The 16,781-nt window shown below is 59.7% G+C and carries 21 protein-coding genes; 9 read left to right on the top strand and 12 right to left on the bottom strand.

The window, feature by feature from the left end:
* Window positions 1–48: 48 nt before the first annotated feature.
* On the bottom strand, window positions 49–834 hold the full coding sequence (gene phnF, locus CIT31_RS19050) for a phosphonate metabolism transcriptional regulator PhnF (RefSeq protein ID WP_095519852.1): 786 nt from the start codon (window positions 832–834) through the stop codon (window positions 49–51).
* A complete protein-coding gene (locus CIT31_RS19045) occupies window positions 831–2,012 on the bottom strand; it encodes an alpha-D-ribose 1-methylphosphonate 5-triphosphate diphosphatase (protein ID WP_101918697.1) in 1,182 nt (393 codons plus the stop codon). Before CIT31_RS19045 ends, phnF begins: the two co-directional genes overlap by 4 nt.
* Window positions 2,013–2,128: 116 nt before the next feature.
* Between CIT31_RS19045 and CIT31_RS19040 the strand changes: the two genes are divergently transcribed.
* The 3 genes from CIT31_RS19040 (at window position 2,129) to phnE (ending at window position 4,605) form a co-directional block, all read left to right on the top strand.
* Window positions 2,129–2,989 (top strand): phosphate/phosphite/phosphonate ABC transporter substrate-binding protein, encoded by an 861-nt coding sequence (locus CIT31_RS19040; RefSeq protein ID WP_245316374.1) that lies wholly within the window; start codon window positions 2,129–2,131, stop codon window positions 2,987–2,989.
* A 79-nt stretch (window positions 2,990–3,068) separates the two neighbouring features.
* On the top strand, window positions 3,069–3,818 hold the full coding sequence (locus CIT31_RS19035) for a phosphonate ABC transporter ATP-binding protein (RefSeq protein WP_095519851.1): 750 nt from the start codon (window positions 3,069–3,071) through the stop codon (window positions 3,816–3,818).
* On the top strand, window positions 3,811–4,605 hold the full coding sequence (gene phnE / locus CIT31_RS19030) for a phosphonate ABC transporter, permease protein PhnE (protein ID WP_095519850.1): 795 nt from the start codon (window positions 3,811–3,813) through the stop codon (window positions 4,603–4,605). The genes CIT31_RS19035 and phnE overlap by 8 nt, the downstream gene beginning before the upstream one ends.
* Before the next feature lie 47 nt (window positions 4,606–4,652).
* Here the strand turns inward: phnE and CIT31_RS19025 are convergent, their stop codons facing one another.
* On the bottom strand, window positions 4,653–5,762 hold the full coding sequence (locus tag CIT31_RS19025) for a calcium:cation antiporter (RefSeq protein WP_245316373.1): 1,110 nt from the start codon (window positions 5,760–5,762) through the stop codon (window positions 4,653–4,655).
* 397 nt (window positions 5,763–6,159) lie between these two features.
* Here CIT31_RS19025 and CIT31_RS19020 point away from each other — a divergent pair, with 397 nt between their 5' ends.
* Entirely contained in the window at window positions 6,160–6,816 is a 657-nt protein-coding gene (locus CIT31_RS19020; protein ID WP_029355996.1) for a TerC family protein, read from the top strand.
* A 160-nt stretch (window positions 6,817–6,976) separates the two neighbouring features.
* On the opposite strand, the gene CIT31_RS19015 is transcribed toward CIT31_RS19020, so the two are convergent.
* Window positions 6,977–8,140: a site-2 protease family protein gene (locus tag CIT31_RS19015; protein WP_425350615.1), complete on the bottom strand. Its 1,164-nt coding sequence runs from the start codon at window positions 8,138–8,140 to the stop codon at window positions 6,977–6,979.
* Window positions 8,141–8,209: 69 nt separating this feature from the next.
* A complete protein-coding gene (locus CIT31_RS19010) occupies window positions 8,210–8,647 on the bottom strand; it encodes a CBS domain-containing protein (protein ID WP_065007865.1) in 438 nt (145 codons plus the stop codon).
* Between the two features lie 393 nt (window positions 8,648–9,040).
* On the opposite strand from CIT31_RS19010, the gene CIT31_RS19005 reads away from it, so the two are divergent.
* A complete protein-coding gene (locus CIT31_RS19005) occupies window positions 9,041–9,451 on the top strand; it encodes a DUF427 domain-containing protein (protein ID WP_095519849.1) in 411 nt (136 codons plus the stop codon).
* Window positions 9,452–9,503: 52 nt separating this feature from the next.
* Here CIT31_RS19005 and CIT31_RS19000 read toward each other — a convergent pair whose 3' ends face one another.
* Both CIT31_RS19000 and CIT31_RS18995 read right to left on the bottom strand, forming a co-directional pair.
* Window positions 9,504–9,920 carry an HD domain-containing protein gene (locus CIT31_RS19000; RefSeq protein ID WP_095519848.1) on the bottom strand — a complete coding sequence of 139 codons (417 nt, stop codon included), beginning with the start codon at window positions 9,918–9,920 and terminating at the stop codon, window positions 9,504–9,506.
* Between the two features lie 203 nt (window positions 9,921–10,123).
* Window positions 10,124–10,363, bottom strand: coding sequence for a hypothetical protein (locus CIT31_RS18995; protein ID WP_065007863.1), 240 nt, complete (start codon window positions 10,361–10,363; stop codon window positions 10,124–10,126).
* Window positions 10,364–10,616: 253 nt separating this feature from the next.
* Here CIT31_RS18995 and CIT31_RS34665 point away from each other — a divergent pair, with 253 nt between their 5' ends.
* The gene (locus tag CIT31_RS34665; protein ID WP_206073387.1) at window positions 10,617–10,949 is read left to right on the top strand and encodes a hypothetical protein; all 333 of its coding nucleotides are present in this window, start codon (window positions 10,617–10,619) and stop codon (window positions 10,947–10,949) included.
* A gap of 62 nt (window positions 10,950–11,011) precedes the next feature.
* Here the strand turns inward: CIT31_RS34665 and CIT31_RS18985 are convergent, their stop codons facing one another.
* The 4 genes from CIT31_RS18985 to CIT31_RS35245 all read right to left on the bottom strand — a co-directional run bounded on the left by CIT31_RS18985 (window position 11,012) and on the right by CIT31_RS35245 (window position 13,557).
* The gene (locus tag CIT31_RS18985) at window positions 11,012–12,418 is read right to left on the bottom strand and encodes a PAS domain S-box protein (RefSeq protein ID WP_245316372.1); all 1,407 of its coding nucleotides are present in this window, start codon (window positions 12,416–12,418) and stop codon (window positions 11,012–11,014) included.
* Between the two features lie 170 nt (window positions 12,419–12,588).
* Window positions 12,589–12,753, bottom strand: coding sequence for a DUF3309 family protein (locus tag CIT31_RS18980; protein WP_065007862.1), 165 nt, complete (start codon window positions 12,751–12,753; stop codon window positions 12,589–12,591).
* 391 nt (window positions 12,754–13,144) lie between these two features.
* The gene (locus tag CIT31_RS18975; protein WP_095519847.1) at window positions 13,145–13,366 is read right to left on the bottom strand and encodes a hypothetical protein; all 222 of its coding nucleotides are present in this window, start codon (window positions 13,364–13,366) and stop codon (window positions 13,145–13,147) included.
* A gap of 8 nt (window positions 13,367–13,374) precedes the next feature.
* Window positions 13,375–13,557: a hypothetical protein gene (locus tag CIT31_RS35245; protein WP_095519846.1), complete on the bottom strand. Its 183-nt coding sequence runs from the start codon at window positions 13,555–13,557 to the stop codon at window positions 13,375–13,377.
* A 171-nt stretch (window positions 13,558–13,728) separates the two neighbouring features.
* On the opposite strand from CIT31_RS35245, the gene CIT31_RS18965 reads away from it, so the two are divergent.
* Window positions 13,729–14,160 carry a hypothetical protein gene (locus CIT31_RS18965; RefSeq protein WP_095519845.1) on the top strand — a complete coding sequence of 144 codons (432 nt, stop codon included), beginning with the start codon at window positions 13,729–13,731 and terminating at the stop codon, window positions 14,158–14,160.
* Between the two features lie 281 nt (window positions 14,161–14,441).
* On the opposite strand, the gene CIT31_RS18960 is transcribed toward CIT31_RS18965, so the two are convergent.
* Window positions 14,442–14,690 (bottom strand): MDR/zinc-dependent alcohol dehydrogenase-like family protein, encoded by a 249-nt coding sequence (locus tag CIT31_RS18960; protein ID WP_245316371.1) that lies wholly within the window; start codon window positions 14,688–14,690, stop codon window positions 14,442–14,444.
* Between the two features lie 303 nt (window positions 14,691–14,993).
* Between CIT31_RS18960 and CIT31_RS18955 the strand changes: the two genes are divergently transcribed.
* Window positions 14,994–15,200 (top strand): sugar phosphorylase, encoded by a 207-nt coding sequence (locus tag CIT31_RS18955; protein WP_095519844.1) that lies wholly within the window; start codon window positions 14,994–14,996, stop codon window positions 15,198–15,200.
* A gap of 63 nt (window positions 15,201–15,263) precedes the next feature.
* Window positions 15,264–16,670: a Do family serine endopeptidase gene (locus CIT31_RS18950; protein WP_095519843.1), complete on the top strand. Its 1,407-nt coding sequence runs from the start codon at window positions 15,264–15,266 to the stop codon at window positions 16,668–16,670.
* The last annotated feature ends 111 nt before the right edge of the window (window positions 16,671–16,781 follow it).

The following is a 16,781-nucleotide window of genomic DNA, read 5'->3' as shown; positions in this document are numbered from 1 at the left end:
ACCATGGGCTGAGGCGAAGAGCATGTTGAGCGCGCCATCGCGCCAGGATCAGAACACGAACTCGACAGACGTCAGCGGCCAGCAGCCGCGGGTCCATTCGATTGGTATGCCGTTGCGGTCCTCGTTGACGGCATTGATGCGGAATACTGGTGTTCCGGGTGTCAGCCGCAGGATTCCGGCTTCATCAGGGGACGCAAAGCCGCCACTGATGCGCGTCTCGGCCCGCCGGTAATTCTCGATGCCATGCGCGCGGAAAACATCGGTCACCGACTGACGCACGTCGTACGTCTGCTCGAAATCAGGAAAGAGATTGGCTGGAAAGACCTTGGTATTGACGTAAACCGGCTGCTTATCGGACGTTCTGATCCGGCACAGCCGGATAATGGCGGCATCAGGTGCGAGACGCAACCGCTCCGCCGCGGCCGGTTCTGCTGGTTCCCGGACGATCAGCAGCGTCTTGGTGCCGATTTTCTGGCCATGAGCTTCGAAATTGTCGAGAAAGCGCTGTCCGTCGCGAACCGTGAATGTCGAGGGTAGGTTTCGCACGAAGATACCGACGCCCTTGCGAGCGGTGAGGTGGCCCTCATGCTGTAACTGCTGCAGCGCCCGGCGAAGTGTAATGCGGGTGACCGCGAGTTTCTCCGCCAGATGCGTTTCTCCGGGAAGTTGGCTGCCCGGCGGAAGACAGCCGCTCTCGATCAGATTGAAGATGTGATCGTAGATCTGCTGCCAGATCGGCGAATCGCTGCGTGGCCGAAAGACCAGCCCGTCAAAGGCCAGGAGACGATTGACGCTGCGCTCGTGTGGTGTTGGGATTTTCGTATTCTGGTTCATGAAGCCTTATTCACCGGCGATCGGTGTGCCGACCGTCGGTTTACGCGCGAGAGTCCAGAGGAATAGACAATTTGTCCGTGAACCATGGTGGCCACCACACGCGGATGCTCCGGATCGCCGGCATCGACGAGGATCAGATCCGCTCGGCGGCCGGCAACAAGCAATCCGCGATCGTCAAGGCCGGCTACCCGGGCCGGATTTGCCGAGACCAGATTCCAGATCATGGGGAAATCGCTGGCCCCCGGAGAAGAAAGCCTGAAGGCCGCATGCAGAGGCGAGGGATAGTGGTAGTCACTGGTCAGCACCGTGCAGAGCCCGGCTCTGATGGCCTCGGTGGCATTCAGCGCTCCATTATGGCTGCCGCCGCGCACGACATTGGGCGCGCCGAGGATCACATCCTCGCCCATTTGCCGCGCGGCTTTCGCCGTTTCGAGCGTCAGTGGAAATTCCGAAGCCTTTGCACCGAGACCGCGGAAATACATACGTTCTTCGGGAGACGCTTCGTCATGGGCAAGAAGCACATTGCCATTGGCCCGTGCAGTCGCGGCCAGCTTCCCGATCGCGATCGCTACGTCGGCTCGGCGGGACCAAATCTGATCGAGCAACGCCATATACTGCTCACGGCTCAAGCCGGACCGTTCCGCCATCTGGCCGATCTTGCGGGCGATCGTGCCGTTCAATACCGACCCGGTCGTATGGTCGTTGAGAGCAATGATCGGTCGCGGCCAAAGAGAGAGCCATTGTATGACCTGCGCCATCTGATCAAGCGCGAAGGTCTCCCAGCGCAGATGCACACGCGTATCGCAGCTAAGAGTATCGCGGAGATCGCAGAGCGCGCCGATCAGTTGCTTGGCGGCTTCGAGCGAGCGAAGTCCGGGCTCCCATGACACCGTGACGCCGTGAAAGGCTGTGGTAACTCCATTGGCGACAAGCTGGCGGTCCGTATCTTTCAACGCCAGCGCCGTGTCGAAGCGGACACCCGGCCGCGGCATGATTTGCCGCTCGAAGCCGTCGCCGTGAATATCGACGATCCCCGGAAGCACGAGCAGACCATCGGCATCGATTATGGAGGCATGGGCCGCTTGGATCTCTGACAGTATCCCGCCGGCAATGCTCAGGTCCGCGGTTTCGAGTCCCCGGTCGGTAAGGATGCGACCACGCTGGATGTGCCAGTTCACTGTATCCCTCTAAAAGCAAAGCCTGCCGCTGGCGCCGACGAAATGTCACGAGCACGTCATCTGCTGCGTATACGGATTAGCGGGTAACAGTTTCCTGTCTATACAGCAAAGGAAAAATGATGATCCGCACCATCGCAACCGCACTCGCGCTGACGCTTGCCTCCGCTCTTCCAGCTTTTGCGGAGCCGGTGAAATTCGCGGTAACCGACATGGAGGGACTGGAGGCTCTTGAGCAGGAATTCGGCGCTTTCCAGGCCGCTCTTGAAGAGGCGACCGGCCTGGATATCGAGCTGTTTCCGGTCAGCTCGCGGACCACCGCCGTCGAGGCCATGAATTCCGGGCAGGTCGATCTCGTCCTGACCGGTCCTGCTGAATACGTGGTCATGAAGGAATTAAGCCAGCCGAAGATTGTTGTTGCCTGGCAGCGCCCCGATTATTTCGCTCAGATCGCCGTACTGGCGAATGGACCGATCCGCTCGATTGAAGACTTGAAGGGCAAGAAGATTGCATTCGGCTCGGTAGGCTCCACCTCCCAGCACCTCGGCCCCGCGCAGGCGCTGGCCGATTTCAACCTGAAATATGCCACCGACTATGAGCCAGTGATCATATCGCGCAATATCGCGGCTGAGGCTCTCATCCGCGGCGACATCGCCGCTATCGGCTTGAATTTCGGTTATCTGAACTCGGTCCGGGAAGCGTTCCCCGACACTGCCTTCTCGGTAATCGCACGGGGCCGCGATCTGCCGAACGACATTCTTGTCGCCCGTAAGGACATTTCAGACGACGTGTTCGTCAAGGTCCGCGATGCCTTTGCGAAGAATGGCAACGAGCTGATGAAAGCGATCCTGACAGGCGAGGACAACCAGAAATTCAAGGGCGGTTTCTTTCTGACTGATGTCAGGGACTCGGACTACGACTATGTCCGCTCGATGTACCGCACGATCGGAATCGAGACCCTCACCGACTTCGTAAACTGAGGCTTGCTCCTTTTCATCGCAAAGGCCGGCGGTTAACCGCCGGTCTATTTCGTAGTCCCGTCTGGGCCAAGAGGTCACTATGACAGCAATCATTCGCGCGCACGATCTTGCGAAGAGCTATGCGAACGGAAAGGTTGTTTTCTCCAGTATTGGCCTCAACATAGCATCGCGCGAACGGGTTGCCCTGATTGGCTCGAACGGTGCTGGAAAATCCACCCTGCTCAAATGCCTCATCGGTCTTTTACCGTCGAGCGGTGGCGAGGTCGTCACCCTCGGCGAGAGCTTCCGCTCGGCGCCGTCCGTCGCCCAGCTGCGGCGCATACGCAGGCAGATCGGATTTGTCTTCCAGCATCACGGACTGGTTAGCCGCCAATCCGTTCTTACAAACGTTTTGCAGGGCAAGCTCGGGCTGCCCGGCGGCTGGCGCGGCTGGCACCATTCCATCGCAAAGCAACACTGGCGCGAGGAAGCAATGCAGGCGCTCGCCGACGTGCGGCTTCTCGGCAAGGCAGGCGCCCGCGCCGACGCGCTTTCTGGAGGGCAGGCGCAGCGGGTGGCGATTGCCCGTGCGTTGATCCGGCGTCCGAAGCTTTTGATAGCAGACGAACCGGCGGCAAGTCTCGATCCTGCGGCTGGACATGATGTGATGCGCGTTTTCTCCGAGCTCACCCAGGAACAAGCGATCACCTTGGTCTACACCACGCACGACATGGAACATGCTCTCGACTACTCCGATCGCTTGATAGCGCTCAAGGCGGGCAAGGTCTTCTTCGACCGGCCGACGGCGCATGTCACCCGCGCTGATTTGAAAGACGTCTTCGATGCATGACCGCCTTTCGCCGAGCCGGATTCCATCGATCTCGCCCCTCACTTTCAGCTTTGCCGTCGCTTTGGCCGCTCTCGTGATCGTTTCCGCCGGGCAGGTCGCACCTTCGCCGGAACAGCTGGCAGGGGGAGTGCCCCGCATGGCCCAGCTCGTCGGCCGCATGATACCCCCAAATGTCGAGCCAGGGTTCCTCCTGCGGGTTTTCTGGCGCATGATCGAAACGTTTCAGATAGCGGTCGTGGGGACAGCAATAGGTGTCGTCCTCAGCTTGCCATTTGCCTGGCTCTCGGCCAAGGACATAACCCCGCTCGGCCCGTTCCGGCATATCTCCAGGATCCTGGTCTCATTGTTTAGGACCGTTCCAGATTTGGTCTGGGCACTTCTTTTCGTGTCAGCCGTTGGTCTCGGGGCGGTTGCTGGAACCATGACCATCGTCGTCGATACGATCGGTTTTTGCGGGCGCTTCTTCGCCGAGGCGATGGAGGATGCCGACGAAAGACCTCAGGAAGCGCTGTTTGCAATCGGGGCCAGTCGGTTCTCTGTCCTCTGCGGGGCAGTTCTGCCCGACGCTTTGCCGTCCCTGACAAACACCACGCTCTTTGCGCTTGAAAAGGCAGTGCGCTCGTCTGTTGTTCTCGGCCTCGTTGGAGCCGGTGGCATCGGCCAGGAGCTGAAGGTCGCGTTCGATCTTTTCCAATACAAGAATGCCTCGACCATCATTCTCGTGATCTTCACCATCGTGGTGTTGATGGAGTTCGTGACGGATCGCTTGCGCTCGAAGGTCCAGTAATTGCAGGCTAGGCATTTGCGCGCAAATCGACACGACACGGCCCCGCCCTACGGCACGAAGATAAGGAACAGATAGGCGACAAACACGACGAGATGAACAAGCCCCGTCAGCATCGTTGTTCGGCCCGTCCCAAAGCTCACGATGCTGATGGCAAGCGCGAGGATGAGAAGCACGGTATCCCCCGGGCCCAGACCAAGCGTCAGGCTCCGTCCGGTGAGCAGGCTCGCCGCACCGATTGCCGGGATTGTCAGGCCGATTGTGGCGCAGGCAGAGCCGAGAGCGACATTCAGTCCTCGCTGAAGTTCGTTATTGAGCGCTGCCCGAACCGCCGACACCGCCTCCGGCATAAGCACCAGCGCAGCGACGAAGAAGCCCACGATTGCGTCCGCCTGAGTAACTTGAAGAAACTCGAGCCCATTCTCGATGCTGCCGGCCACCTGCTCGGTCAGAAGAACGATCCCTGCCAGTCCAACAAATAAGAGGAGCACGTTTGTGGCCACGTTCCCACCCTTAGATACATGCGCCTCATGTTCCGCGCTGGACGTCAGATCCTCGATAAAATCACCCCGATGGCGCACCATCTGGGCAAAGACGAACGCACCATAGAGGAGGATTGAAAGAACGCTCACGAAAGCGAGTTGCGATGCGGAGAACGTACCGGGGCTTGTTGCAAGCGTGTAGTTTGGAAGGATCAGCGTAAGAACCGTCAGCGCCATAATGACGGCAAGGGAAGCGTTGGTGCCCTGTCGTTTGATGTCCTGATATCGATGCTTCAGCCCACCCAGTGTGAGGCAGACTCCGACAACACCAGCGCACACGATCATGACCGTTGAAAACACGGACTCGCGTGCCAGCGTCGGGTTGTTCTCGCCATGGAGCATCATCGAAACGATGACCGATGCTTCGATGGCCGTGACCGAAAATGTCAAAAGCAGCGTGCCGTAAGGTTCACCGAGCCGCCGTGCGACGGCTTCGGCATGATGCAAAACCACAAACACGGTCGCGAAGATGAAGATAGCGACCACGATCATTGCCAGGATCTTGATCGAAAGCAGCGAATGCTCGATCGACGCGGCGCCGAAATGAATCAGTGCGGCCAGACCCAAGGAGCCGATTGGGAACAGATATTGGCCGATCGGTCGTCGATGAACAGCCAAGACGGATTTCCTTCATCGCCATCGACGGTCGCAGATCGAGTATTACAGAGACTGACCAAAGCCCACGGTCTCAGTGTACTTGCGGCTGCCGGCCCGTACAATGGCCGCGTGCCCGATCGACTTGGCGTACGAAACTTGCCGAGGGTCGATGCCACACATCCCGAATTACAATTAAGCCTTGAGTTTTCGCGTTTCCGGCAATAGCTAGGTGCTACCAGGCCGGGCCCCTCTGGCAGTCCATCAGGACTGTGATGTCGGACTGGAATTCAATCCGGGTGGCCTGGCTTTGAGATTTCTTCAGCTGTAGCGGCATTTCTCTTGTCATACGCGGTGTCCGCGTTGCTCTACGGTTATGCTCGCAAGCCGCGTCACCCCTAGCTGAACGCAAGGGTGCCGTATGACAGAATTTTTTAGTCCTGAAGCAATGACCGCTCTGTTGCAGGTCATCATGATCGACCTGGTGCTGGCCGGTGACAACGCCATCGTTATCGGCCTTGCCGCGGCCGGACTACCCAAAGAGCAGCGCAGAAACGCAATCGTCGTTGGTATAATCGCAGCCGCCGTTCTGCGCATCGGCTTTGCGGCCGCGACAACTCAACTCCTGCAGATCGTCGGGTTGCTGTTGGCTGGCGGTATATTGCTGTTGTGGGTGTGCTGGAAGATGTGGCGCGAACTCCGGCAAAACCATGCGCAGGAAACACAGGCGATCGAAGCGCTTTCGGAAAGTGACGTCGACTACGACGGCATCATAGCTGGCAAAGCTCCGCGCAAGACCCTGGCGCAGGCAACCTGGCAGATCATCATCGCCGACGTCTCGATGTCGCTCGACAATGTTCTGGCGGTAGCGGGAGCCGCGCGCGAACATCCGAACGTATTGATCTTCGGCCTTGTCCTCTCCGTCGCGCTGATGGGCATTGCTGCAAACCTCATCGCCAATCTGCTTCAGAAGCACCGTTGGATTGCCTATGTCGGCCTAGTGGTCATCCTCTACGTAGCTGGCGACATGATCTATCGCGGTGCGCTTGAACTTCTGCCTCACGTCGCGGGCGCTTGAGATACAGAAGATAAGCCGGCCGGAACGACGTCGTTCCGGCCGGTTCTGCTCCCAGGCAAGGCTGATGGCCCGTGTCGGCGCAATTATCCTGCCTCGGCTCGCTTCCTTACCATTTAGAGCGCACTCACTCGATCAGGCGGTAAAAAGAATATTCTCCTGCTCAGATCCGTGTGAGTCGCGGGTTGCTCCCACGCAAACGACCAAATCGGAAGGCATCTGAAACCGCCGAGCGGACCATAAGCATCTCGCCTATGGTTTCGTGTGTCATGAGCCCGACCAGCCGATCGGAACTGTCCACGACGGCGACAGCAGGCACATCTGCCTGCTGCATGAGCCGCAGGCTTTCCTCGAGACTTTTGCGGTAATGTATTTTCGGGATATCGCTCCGCATTGCGCTCGCTACCGGTTCAGCAGGCCCCTTTTCTTTCAATGTTCGGATCATGTCGTTGCGTGTCACCAATCCCTTAAGATGGCCGGCGGTGTCGGTGACAGGGAAGTCGTGCTGCGTGGTCGCGAGCAGCATCTCGATTGCCTCGTCAAGCGTCGCCGACCGTTCCAGCCGGGCGAACTCGGTAATCATCACGTCACCGACCAGGACGCTTGTGGCAACCTCGCGGATCTGTGCGTTCTGGGCTTCTGCTGCCGCGGCGAGATAGACGAAGATGCCGATGAAGATCAGCAGCGGATTGTAGAACAGCCCAACGAAACCGAAGACGAAGGCCAATCCTTGCCCGATCGTGGCGGCGATCTGGGTCGCGCGCGACCAGGAAAGGCGGGCGGCGAGGGCTGCGCGCAGGATACGGCCGCCATCCATCGGGAAGGCCGGGATCATGTTGAAAAGGACCAAGAAGACATTGACCCCGGCAAGCCTGGCGAGAAAATTCATGCGCGGATCCTCGATCCCGGCCATCTGTTCGACACCCGCCGACCCACCTAGCAAGGCGAAGATCAGCGCGGCGATCGCGACATTGACCAGCGGCCCCGCGACCGCGATCACGAACTCCTGTCCCGGCTCTTCGGGCATGCGTTCCAGCCTGGCCACGCCGCCGATCGGGAAAAGTGTGATGTCCGGCGTGCCGATGCCGAAATACCGTGCGGCGGCGATATGGCCGAACTCATGCAGGACCACGCACGCAAAGACGGCAATGATGAAGGCAACGCCTTCCCAAGCCGCTGGCGTGCCGCCAATCCGATAGTGCGTGAGCCAAATCCAGACGAGCAGAAGCAGGAAAGTAAAGTGAACGCGCACGGTGGTGCCGGCGATCGTCCCGAGGTTCAGCGACCAGCTCAATCTATCCACTCCGAGATGCCCCACCTTCAGCATAGGCTTTGGCAGGGCGCTTGCAATGGCTCGAGAACATCAGGCGCTGGCACCGACGTGTCGCAGCGTCAGTCAGTGAGCAGTTTGCGAGTGCTCGCCGCCGGGCTTCGAGATGTCGCTTAAAGCATCTCCCGCTTCTGCCGCTTCGCCGTTCGTCGCGAGATCGCCAAGAGAGATGATCCCGACGAGCCTCTTTTCGCGGTTCAGAACCGGAAGCCGACGCACCTGCAGGTCGCCCATGTTCTCAAGCACATGCTCGACGTCTTCGTCATCGAAGCAGTATTTGACCTCCGGGGTCATGACATCACGCACCTTGGTGTCAGGTCCCATACCCAATGCTACGCCGCGGATCGCGATATCACGATCGGTGATCATCCCGACCAGCCGGTCGTGGTCGCCCACGGGCATCACTCCGGCGTCAAGCTTGCCCATGATCTGCGCTACTTCGCGAATGGACTGTTCGGGGTTCGCGACCTGGACATTCCTCGTCATGCAGTTGCCGACTTTCATGGCAATCTCCCTTCATTTGCGAAGCCCGCCGCCGATACGGTATTGGTGACCGATGAACGAAGTTTCGGCGGTAGCGTTCCCTTGAAAGTGGATTGCCCGCACAGCATTTCAGCTGGCGGGGCTGAGAAAGCCTGCGTTGCGGGAAGCTTGCGGTAGCGCTTTGACGCGAAGCCGCATCCACGGTCGCGCGCTCCAGTGCGCCTATTGCCGTACTGCAGCGGCAGCAAGTTTTCCGTCGCGGCAAAGGCATCGAGGCGGCCATCGCTGCCCGAGCCACGGAACTCGGGATAGGCACCGCTTGCATCTTGTTGAGACGCCGATGCCCGGCCGACCTGGAACCCTGATGGGCGGTGCTACGTTTCAGTGAGACCGCGCAGCCAACGGAGAAGTCGAATGCAGCCCTCAGCCGCAAATTCCGCCCGCCACCCCGGCGCGCTTACAGTCACCCCTTTCAATGGAACCGTGACGGTCAGGTTCTCCGACGCGATCGTTGCCTCAACCGAGCGGGCAAAAGTGCTTCACGAAGAAGGACATGATCCCGTTTTCTATATCCCTTTCGAGGATATCTATTTCGAGCTTCTGGAGAAGACGAACACCACAACGCGCTCCCCGCTGAAGGGCACAGCAAGTTACTGGCGGGTTCACGCGGTCGGCGGAGCGGCTGACGACTTCATGTGGGCCTACGAGACGCCCGACACCCCGGCATCAGCCATCGCCCGTCATGGCGCCTTCGATCGCGACAAAGCGCGGATCGATGCCGATCCTGCCGAGGACAAGCGACACACGCCTCACCTCCCCGAATAGGTGGCGCTTGATTTCCACATCGGCGGGTAACGCGGCAGGCGGCAATCTTTTGTCATTCGGAGAATTCTTGGTCGAGGATCCGCAGACCGTCTTCATACTTTGATTTCGGCGCGCCAATCTGCCGTGCCTGCCACAGGTTGTCGGCGAGATCTGCGCGCTTGACCGGCAGCGCCAACGGGTTGGATGCTGCTCTGCGCACGAAAGCGAGGTCGTCCTCGTCCGGCCTGCGTGTCAAGGCGTCGACTGCCGACACGATGGATGTTCCAAAACCAGCCGCCGCGAGCCGATCGCGGTCCCAACCGTCGCTTTTCTCTAGAACGTCGTGAAGATAGGCAACGGCCTTCTGATCGAGCGTTTCGACGGCGTCAACGACCCGGCGGCAATGTTCGATATAGGGCCGTCCGGTCTTGTCCATCTGCCCGGCATGAGCTTGTTCGGCGATTTTTGCCGCCCGATAAAGCACGCTCACTGCTTCGATCCTTGCTGGCCTGTGTGATGATGCAACCGGCCTTTGCTCCGGTACACAACGTGCCTCAAAAGCGCGGGGCACCGTAGCCCCGTGTCACCGAACGCGCGACGATTGCCTGAGGTTCCAGAGCGCGGGCAAGGCTCCGGCACGTCGAAAGGAAGCACCGGTATAGGTGGCTAGCCTTGAGCGACAGTTCGAGACGGCTAGCCGCCGTCGGACGGTCCATCGACAATCCCGGAACTGGGCAGAATCCCAAAATCCTGTGACTTGGCACCTTGTGCTGCCGTCAAAAATCCGTCTGCATGGAGACCGCGCCGCAGCAACTCTCTCACCGCCGCCGACCGGCTTGGCATGCGCCTTTCGAAGCGCCAGTTCTCCAATGCAGCCAATTCGTCAGCAGTTAGCATGATCTGCAGTCGTTCGGGTCTTTCCAGGTCGCCCATTTTTTGCCCTCCAGCCGCTCAAAGTTAGTATTTATCTAAGAATTAGGAGGAGTCTCATCGCCCGTCAAGGCCGGTTCATACGCTGTCGGCGTGCAAGGCTGACAGTGACTGTGAGGCGTCGACTGCACAGTCCGCGCCATATGCTAACTTATTGATTTGACGGTATAATTTTATTGATCCCGTTGCCATTCGGATCGTTATGGCGCATGCTTACCAACGAGGGACAAACCGCTCCTGAAAAAGAGGGTTTTCCATGAAATACGGTTACTCGCCTCATTTGTGTCAAGAGGTTAAACTGCAAGTTAGGGCAGCCGCCCGCTATAAGGGATTGGTCAATGTGACCGCCGTGGCCGAGGCCGTGCGGCTGCGAAACCTCGCAGAAAACGTCGCGCTTGAAGACATCGAATGCCTGGTACTGCAAGCGGCCCAGTTCTGCGGGGCGGCCATGGAATTCGACAGCCTCACAGTTCTTGAATCACATAACGTCCATCGGCACTCAGTGAATTGCGATGCTCTGCCTGGCAGCGGCGGCTTCGATGTTCTGGAGGACAGGACTGTTTCGCTCTACCATCGCCAGCCGGACTGAACGCAATAGCTCCGGCGTCAGCACAGTCGGTCGGAGGGGAGGGTTCAGCTTCACGGGCGCTTTCAAACGGCCGCGTTCTCCGCGACAGACGTCTGGACGAAGGGTAGCGGCGCCTCAAGCGTCCAGGTGACGCCTTGCTCGTGGAATTCCAGCCGCCCGCTGCCGCTGAGTGCCTGCGGCGCCACCCGCTCGAGAACGACCACTCCGAAGCCGCGCCGCCTGACAGCATCCAGGATCGGCCCGTCCAACTCATTCCAGACCAGTCGAAAGGTGTCGGCGCCGCCGCCGGCAGGGATCACATTCCAATCGATTTCGACGCGTCCGCCGCTACAGGACAGCGCTCCATGTTTTGCCGAATTGGTGGCGAGTTCGTGGAAGGCGATACCGAGATACTGGACGGCGTTCGGCTGCAGTATCACCATTGGCCCGGCCATCGACACGCGGGACTGCGCTGCAAAGGCCTTGAGCTGTGCCTGGATGAGCTCGCCGACGGTCGCCCCGCGCCACTCGGCATTGACCAGGAGATCGTGGGATTCCGAAAGCGCCATAATGCGCTCCCGAACCTGCCCGAGGAAAGCCTCAGGTGTGCTCGTCAGCCTGCTGGTCTCGCGGATCATCGAGATGATGACCGAAAACTGGTTCTTCACCCGATGATTGACCTCGCGCATGAGCAGACGGATGCGCCGCTCGTTCTCCTTGTGAGAACTGATGTCGCGCGCGATCTTGGAGGCGCCGACGACCCGCCCGATTCCGTCGCGGATCGGCGAGACGGTGAGCGAGACCGAAACGAGCGTGCCGTCCTTGCGCAGGCGCATCGTCTCATAGGAGGGGACGCGTTCGCCGGCGCGGATGCGGCTGATGATCGAGACTTCCTCGTCGAGACGGTCGGGCGGAATGAGCATCGTCACCGGCCGGCCGACCGCCTCGGCAGGCGTGTAGCCGAACAAGCGCTCTGCAGCATCGTTCCAACTGGTGATGATGCCATTCATGTCCTTCGACACGATGGCGTCCATCGACGACTCGACAATGGCGGCAAGGCGCATGCGGGCTTCATCGCCCAGCTTCTGGGTGCGCAGGTCGAGCAGCGTGTTGATGGCACCGACAACATTGCCCGCTTCGTCGCGAAGCAGGCGTGGGTGAGCCCTGAACGGGACGAGTTCGCCGTCCGGCCGCTCCGCAATCGCCTGGTCCCATGAGACATCCCGTCCTTCGCGCAGCGCCACGGCCATCGGACACTCGCCATGTGCCATATCCCGACCGTCGAGATGACGAAGCTTCCACGAACCGCACCATAGGTCCCGACCGATAACGGGACGATGGCCCCAGAGCTCAGCTGCGGCTTCGTTGAAGAAGGTGATGCGTCCCTGCCCGTCGACGGTGTAGATGGCGACCGGCAGTGCCTGCATCAGATCGGCAGCGGGAATGCCCGAAACTCCGAGGCCGACATCGGCTTGTTCAACGAAGTTCACTTATGGCGCCATTCTCGTGGATTTCCGAGCGGCTATAATGCACTTGAGCGATTTCGGTTCCGTCCGGACAATCACGTGCGCCCCCCTTTGCCTGCAGCCGCCACATTCCTGGACAAGGTACTAGCGCGACCCAGGATCACCCTGAAGTTATCGGCCTAATCGAGCGGGCACTAGATGCGTCCGAGAAGGACCAGGATAATGACGATGAGTAGCACGAGACCGAGGCCGCCGCCACCATAATAGCCGGTGCCGTAGAACGGCCCGCCACCCAGACCGCTGAACCCGCCAAGCAAGACAAGGATCAAAATGATGATGAGTATGGTGCCGAGGGTCATGGTGGTTCTCCCATCCTTGCGCTGCCGCGCCATACAAGGGCACGTCCATTGCGCATGTTGATGACGGTATGAACTCCCAGAAGGGGCTTCCTGTTCCACCGGAAGTAGCATCGTGTCGCTCGTCTAGCGGGAAAAAGCCGGTAGGCTGACGGGAAAGCCCGCCGGCCGGGAGCCAGCGGGCAACAGGCTTTCAGCCTCGGACCACCTGGAGGGACGGGCAATCACAGCAGGATGCCTGTCGCGGGCCGAAGTTTCGGCGATAGGGCAAAAAAGCCACAGCCACTGCCGAGGCGGTGCTCACAATCAGACGACCTGATGATGTTTGGCACCTCGCCATTTTCAGCAGAAATGCGAGGTGCCGGGCCGCAGGCTTCGGGACGTGAACAACCATTCACCTTGCTTGGTGTGCCGGTCGGGTGCCGCCGCCCTTCTCTTCCGAGTCATGAGTATGGTGGCTGTCGCGTTCGCCTCCACCGCCGGAGATCTTGCTGCGGCTGCGCTGATCGGAATCGGCTGGCGGCTTTTCTATCACCAGCGGCTTCTTGGCATTCTCGTGCGATGCGCCAGGACCGCCATGGCGGATGCTGGCGCGGGTCTTCTTCGACGTAGACATGAAATCACCTAACGGTCCTGCTGGTAGCTTTGATGGGTCGTATTGACCCTAGTGTTGCCCTGCTGGCCCTGTTTGTCGGGATCTGGGGCGGAACGGCCGTGCTGCGTTTGGTCGACGGGAATTGACTTCTTATCGCCCGGACCCTTAGGGCTCTTGTTCTCTGCCGGAACGGGTGGTGGTTTTGTGCTCATGACGCTCTCCTTTCACTAGCCAAAACAAGCAGGCCCCCGAGAAGGTTCCTGATAAGAACCCCTGCGAGGGGCAAACTCCTAACATCGCCGATTCCGGCCTTGTCGGCGCGTCGCAGCGCAATAATCTTCTGTGAGGGCGTGGGCGCTTCGACCTATTGAAAGGAGCCGACCATGAAACACCAAACACTCGAGCAACTGCAGACAATCGCAACAGTTGAGCCCTCGGCGACATACCCGACCATGTCTCGGACGCAACGGATCGAGCGTTGGGCAAAGCTTCTCGAGCAAAATCCACGGCGTTGCCTCGGAGCGCTTTCAGGCACCGAATATCTCAGTCCTGAAGCCCGTGCCGTAGCGCGTGGCGCGGGGTCGCCGATCACCGTTGCCTATGAGGATCCGGTGCTGCGCGCCATGGGTCTGAAAGATGACACCTACGGTGAGGCAAAGCGCTTCTTCGAGCTGAGTGACTGGCAGTTGCACAACATCGTCTGTCACTGCCACGTCGGTGCTACGATGCAAGCCCGATGGGCTGCCGCCAGAGTTCGCCGGACAATTACCGGCAACAGACTTCTGGCTTGGCTGAGGGCAAGGTTTGTGCATTGAGGCCAGCGCAGAACGGTAACGACAAGTCTTGACGTTCTCGTGAGCGGCTGGCCGCCAGATGCTGGTGGCGTCGCCGGCAACGCAGTGGATCGTGGAGCGAATGCCGTGCTTTCAGAGCGGCCGGGTGAAGATTTCATGCTCGCCCGGTCGGGCTCTTTGCTGGCGACCGTATAGAGGAGCAATTCGAGCGCCCTCTTAAGTGAACACAGCCCGCGCTCATACGATCCATGCCACCACATGTGCATCGCGGACAAAATCGAAATCCTCGGCAGCAACAGTCGTCACGACAAATGCGCCCACAGCCTTGCAAACTGAATTGCCTGATGCCCGACACCGCCGGCGCCGCCATGGATGAGAACCCGCTGCCCGGATTTGAGGGTCGCCATGGTCGAAAGGCCCTGGCATGCTGTAATGCCGGCAAGCGGCACGGCGGCGGCTTCCACATGGCTTAGACGTTCCGGTTTTACTGCCGCTTCCGTCGCCTTGACCACGACGTATTCGGCGTTGCCGCCGCGGTCACTGCCAAGCATGGCAAAACATCGGATCGCCCTTCTTCAAAGTTGCGCCGCGTGCCGGACAGCTCCACCACGCCCGCTACATCGCGGCCGAGCGTAACGGGCAGATCCCCGCCCGCCGGATTGCGAGCTGGAGGTTCCGATGAATTCCGGGGCCGGTCGTGGTTATTCAAAGACCGTTCTCTCGGGCTCTACGAGAGACCCTTGCGCAGAGATCATCCTGTGAGATTCCCGCAATCTCGTCAGGGAACTTTTCTGGAGGGACATGGTTGGAATGTGCGGTCGGAAGAATCCGGGCCTGTGCCAAGGAGGTTCGCCATGAAGCTTCGCGAGTTGATGGACCAAGTGAAGGATCTGCCGCCGGATACCCTGGTCTGTGCCGCCGAGATTGACGAGGCCTTTGCAGCCAATATCGCTGGCATAGAAACAATAGAAAGCGCCCGGATTGAAAGCCGCAAACCGGACGGCAGCGAAGCTATCGAACTCGCCAACGGGAGCGACAAGGTTGTCGTAATCCGCTGGTGAACCGCTGGCTCATCCTGGAGCCGTCGCATGCTTGATCACTGAACGCTGGAGGAGTCGCAGACCATGTTCCCGGTTTTGAACAAAAGACTTTACGCCGGCCTGATCGCAGGAACTCTGATGCTCTCGGCCGGCGGCTTCGCTCCGCTCGCAGCCCAGGAAATCCCGAACGACTTCACGGCAATCGTGCGCGAGAAAATTCCGGCCGTGGTCGCAATAACCACCCGACAGATTATCCAAGACCAGGCGACGTTGAACGACCTTCTTAGTCCTTTCTATGGCCGCGGCCTGGGACCGGCTCAACCGCGGGTGCGAGAGGCTCTTGGCTCCGGCTTTGTGATCAGCCCCGATGGATACATCGTCACCAACAACCATGTCGTTGCCGATGCAAGCGAAATTCATGTCGTATTCTCCGACAAGGAGACGCTGCCTGCGCGGCTCGTCGGCCGCGATGCGGCAACCGACCTCGCGGTGCTGAAGATCGACCCACGGCCCAACATGACAACCACCGCCTGGGGTGACTCAGATGCAGTACAACCCGGCGCATGGACCATCGCCATCGGGAGTCCGTTCGGACTCGGTGGGACCGTCACCGTCGGCGTGCTTTCGGCCCGTTCGCGCGACATCAATGCCGGTCCATACGACGACTTTCTCCAGACCGACGCCTCAATCAATCGCGGCAATTCCGGCGGCCCGCTGTTCAATGCGCGCGGCGAAGTGATCGGGGTCAACACGGCCATCGTATCTCCCACTGGTGGCAGCATAGGGATTGGCTTTGCGGTACCATCCCGCACCGCCCGCAACATCGTCGACCAGTTGATCCGCACCGGCCGGATCGAGCGCGGATTCATCGGAGTACGTCTCCAGGAGATCACGCCGTCGATTGCTGAGGCGCTTGGAATACCCGACAGCAAGGGAGCGCTGGTCGCTTCGGTCGAACCCGGCAGTCCGGCGGAGCAGGCAGGCATACAGGCAGGAGACGTGATTACACGCTTTAACGGCAAGGACATCCAGAACGTCCACGATTTGACGCTCGCGGCTGCGAGCCAAACGCCGGGAACAAAAACGACGCTGACAAGAAATCGTGGAGGCAGCCAACAGGAAATAGCTCTGACCATCGGACAGCGCGACGATGAGGAGCAACAGACCGGCGCCGTTCCAAAGTCGCAAACGGCCGACACACGTCTTGGTTTGTCGCTCAGCCCAATCCCGGATGAGGGGCGCCAGCAACTCGGACTCCAGCCGGACATTACGGGCGTATTCGTGCAAGAAGTGGCCCCCAACGGCCTCGCCGCCGAAAACGGCATTCAGCCCGGCGATGTGATCGTCTCGGCCAACAACCGGAATGTGACGCAGCCGTCGGACATCCAAGAGGAGTGGGCGAAATCGCGTCAACAGAACAGGCCCATATTGTTCCGCATCAACAGGCAAGGACAATCGCTTTTCGTTGCCGTCGCCATGGCCAAATCTTGACGGGGCAATCTTGGCGGAAACAAACGTAGCGAAAGCTTGGCCGGATGGATCACACGCCTTCGCGAGAGACGGCCTTTAAGCTTGGGGGACGGGAACAACAGCCGACCCACG

Source organism: Mesorhizobium wenxiniae, from assembly GCF_002284535.1.
Classification (GTDB): domain Bacteria; phylum Pseudomonadota; class Alphaproteobacteria; order Rhizobiales; family Rhizobiaceae; genus Mesorhizobium; species Mesorhizobium wenxiniae.
Note: the sequence above shows the minus strand (reverse complement) of the source record. Positions and strands in the feature narration are given on the sequence as shown.

What these genes read in the sequence shown, in the direction of transcription:
- CIT31_RS18965 (WP_095519845.1), top strand. Translation starts at nt 13,729, where the DNA reads ATGAAACACCAAACACTCGAGCAACTGCAGACAATCGCAACAGTTGAG.
- CIT31_RS34665 (WP_206073387.1), top strand. Translation starts at nt 10,617, where the DNA reads ATGAAATACGGTTACTCGCCTCATTTGTGTCAAGAGGTTAAACTGCAA.
- CIT31_RS19005 (WP_095519849.1), top strand. Translation starts at nt 9,041, where the DNA reads ATGCAGCCCTCAGCCGCAAATTCCGCCCGCCACCCCGGCGCGCTTACA.
- CIT31_RS19010 (WP_065007865.1), bottom strand. Translation starts at nt 8,647, where the DNA reads ATGAAAGTCGGCAACTGCATGACGAGGAATGTCCAGGTCGCGAACCCC.
- CIT31_RS19035 (WP_095519851.1), top strand. Translation starts at nt 3,069, where the DNA reads ATGACAGCAATCATTCGCGCGCACGATCTTGCGAAGAGCTATGCGAAC.
- phnE (WP_095519850.1), top strand. Translation starts at nt 3,811, where the DNA reads ATGCATGACCGCCTTTCGCCGAGCCGGATTCCATCGATCTCGCCCCTC.
- CIT31_RS18995 (WP_065007863.1), bottom strand. Translation starts at nt 10,363, where the DNA reads ATGGGCGACCTGGAAAGACCCGAACGACTGCAGATCATGCTAACTGCT.
- CIT31_RS18980 (WP_065007862.1), bottom strand. Translation starts at nt 12,753, where the DNA reads ATGACCCTCGGCACCATACTCATCATCATTTTGATCCTTGTCTTGCTT.
- CIT31_RS18955 (WP_095519844.1), top strand. Translation starts at nt 14,994, where the DNA reads ATGAAGCTTCGCGAGTTGATGGACCAAGTGAAGGATCTGCCGCCGGAT.
- phnF (WP_095519852.1), bottom strand. Translation starts at nt 834, where the DNA reads ATGAACCAGAATACGAAAATCCCAACACCACACGAGCGCAGCGTCAAT.
- CIT31_RS18950 (WP_095519843.1), top strand. Translation starts at nt 15,264, where the DNA reads ATGTTCCCGGTTTTGAACAAAAGACTTTACGCCGGCCTGATCGCAGGA.
- CIT31_RS19015 (WP_425350615.1), bottom strand. Translation starts at nt 8,140, where the DNA reads ATGCTGAAGGTGGGGCATCTCGGAGTGGATAGATTGAGCTGGTCGCTG.
- CIT31_RS18975 (WP_095519847.1), bottom strand. Translation starts at nt 13,366, where the DNA reads ATGTCTACGTCGAAGAAGACCCGCGCCAGCATCCGCCATGGCGGTCCT.
- CIT31_RS19040 (WP_245316374.1), top strand. Translation starts at nt 2,129, where the DNA reads ATGATGATCCGCACCATCGCAACCGCACTCGCGCTGACGCTTGCCTCC.
- CIT31_RS18960 (WP_245316371.1), bottom strand. Translation starts at nt 14,690, where the DNA reads ATGCTTGGCAGTGACCGCGGCGGCAACGCCGAATACGTCGTGGTCAAG.
- CIT31_RS35245 (WP_095519846.1), bottom strand. Translation starts at nt 13,557, where the DNA reads ATGAGCACAAAACCACCACCCGTTCCGGCAGAGAACAAGAGCCCTAAG.
- CIT31_RS19020 (WP_029355996.1), top strand. Translation starts at nt 6,160, where the DNA reads ATGACAGAATTTTTTAGTCCTGAAGCAATGACCGCTCTGTTGCAGGTC.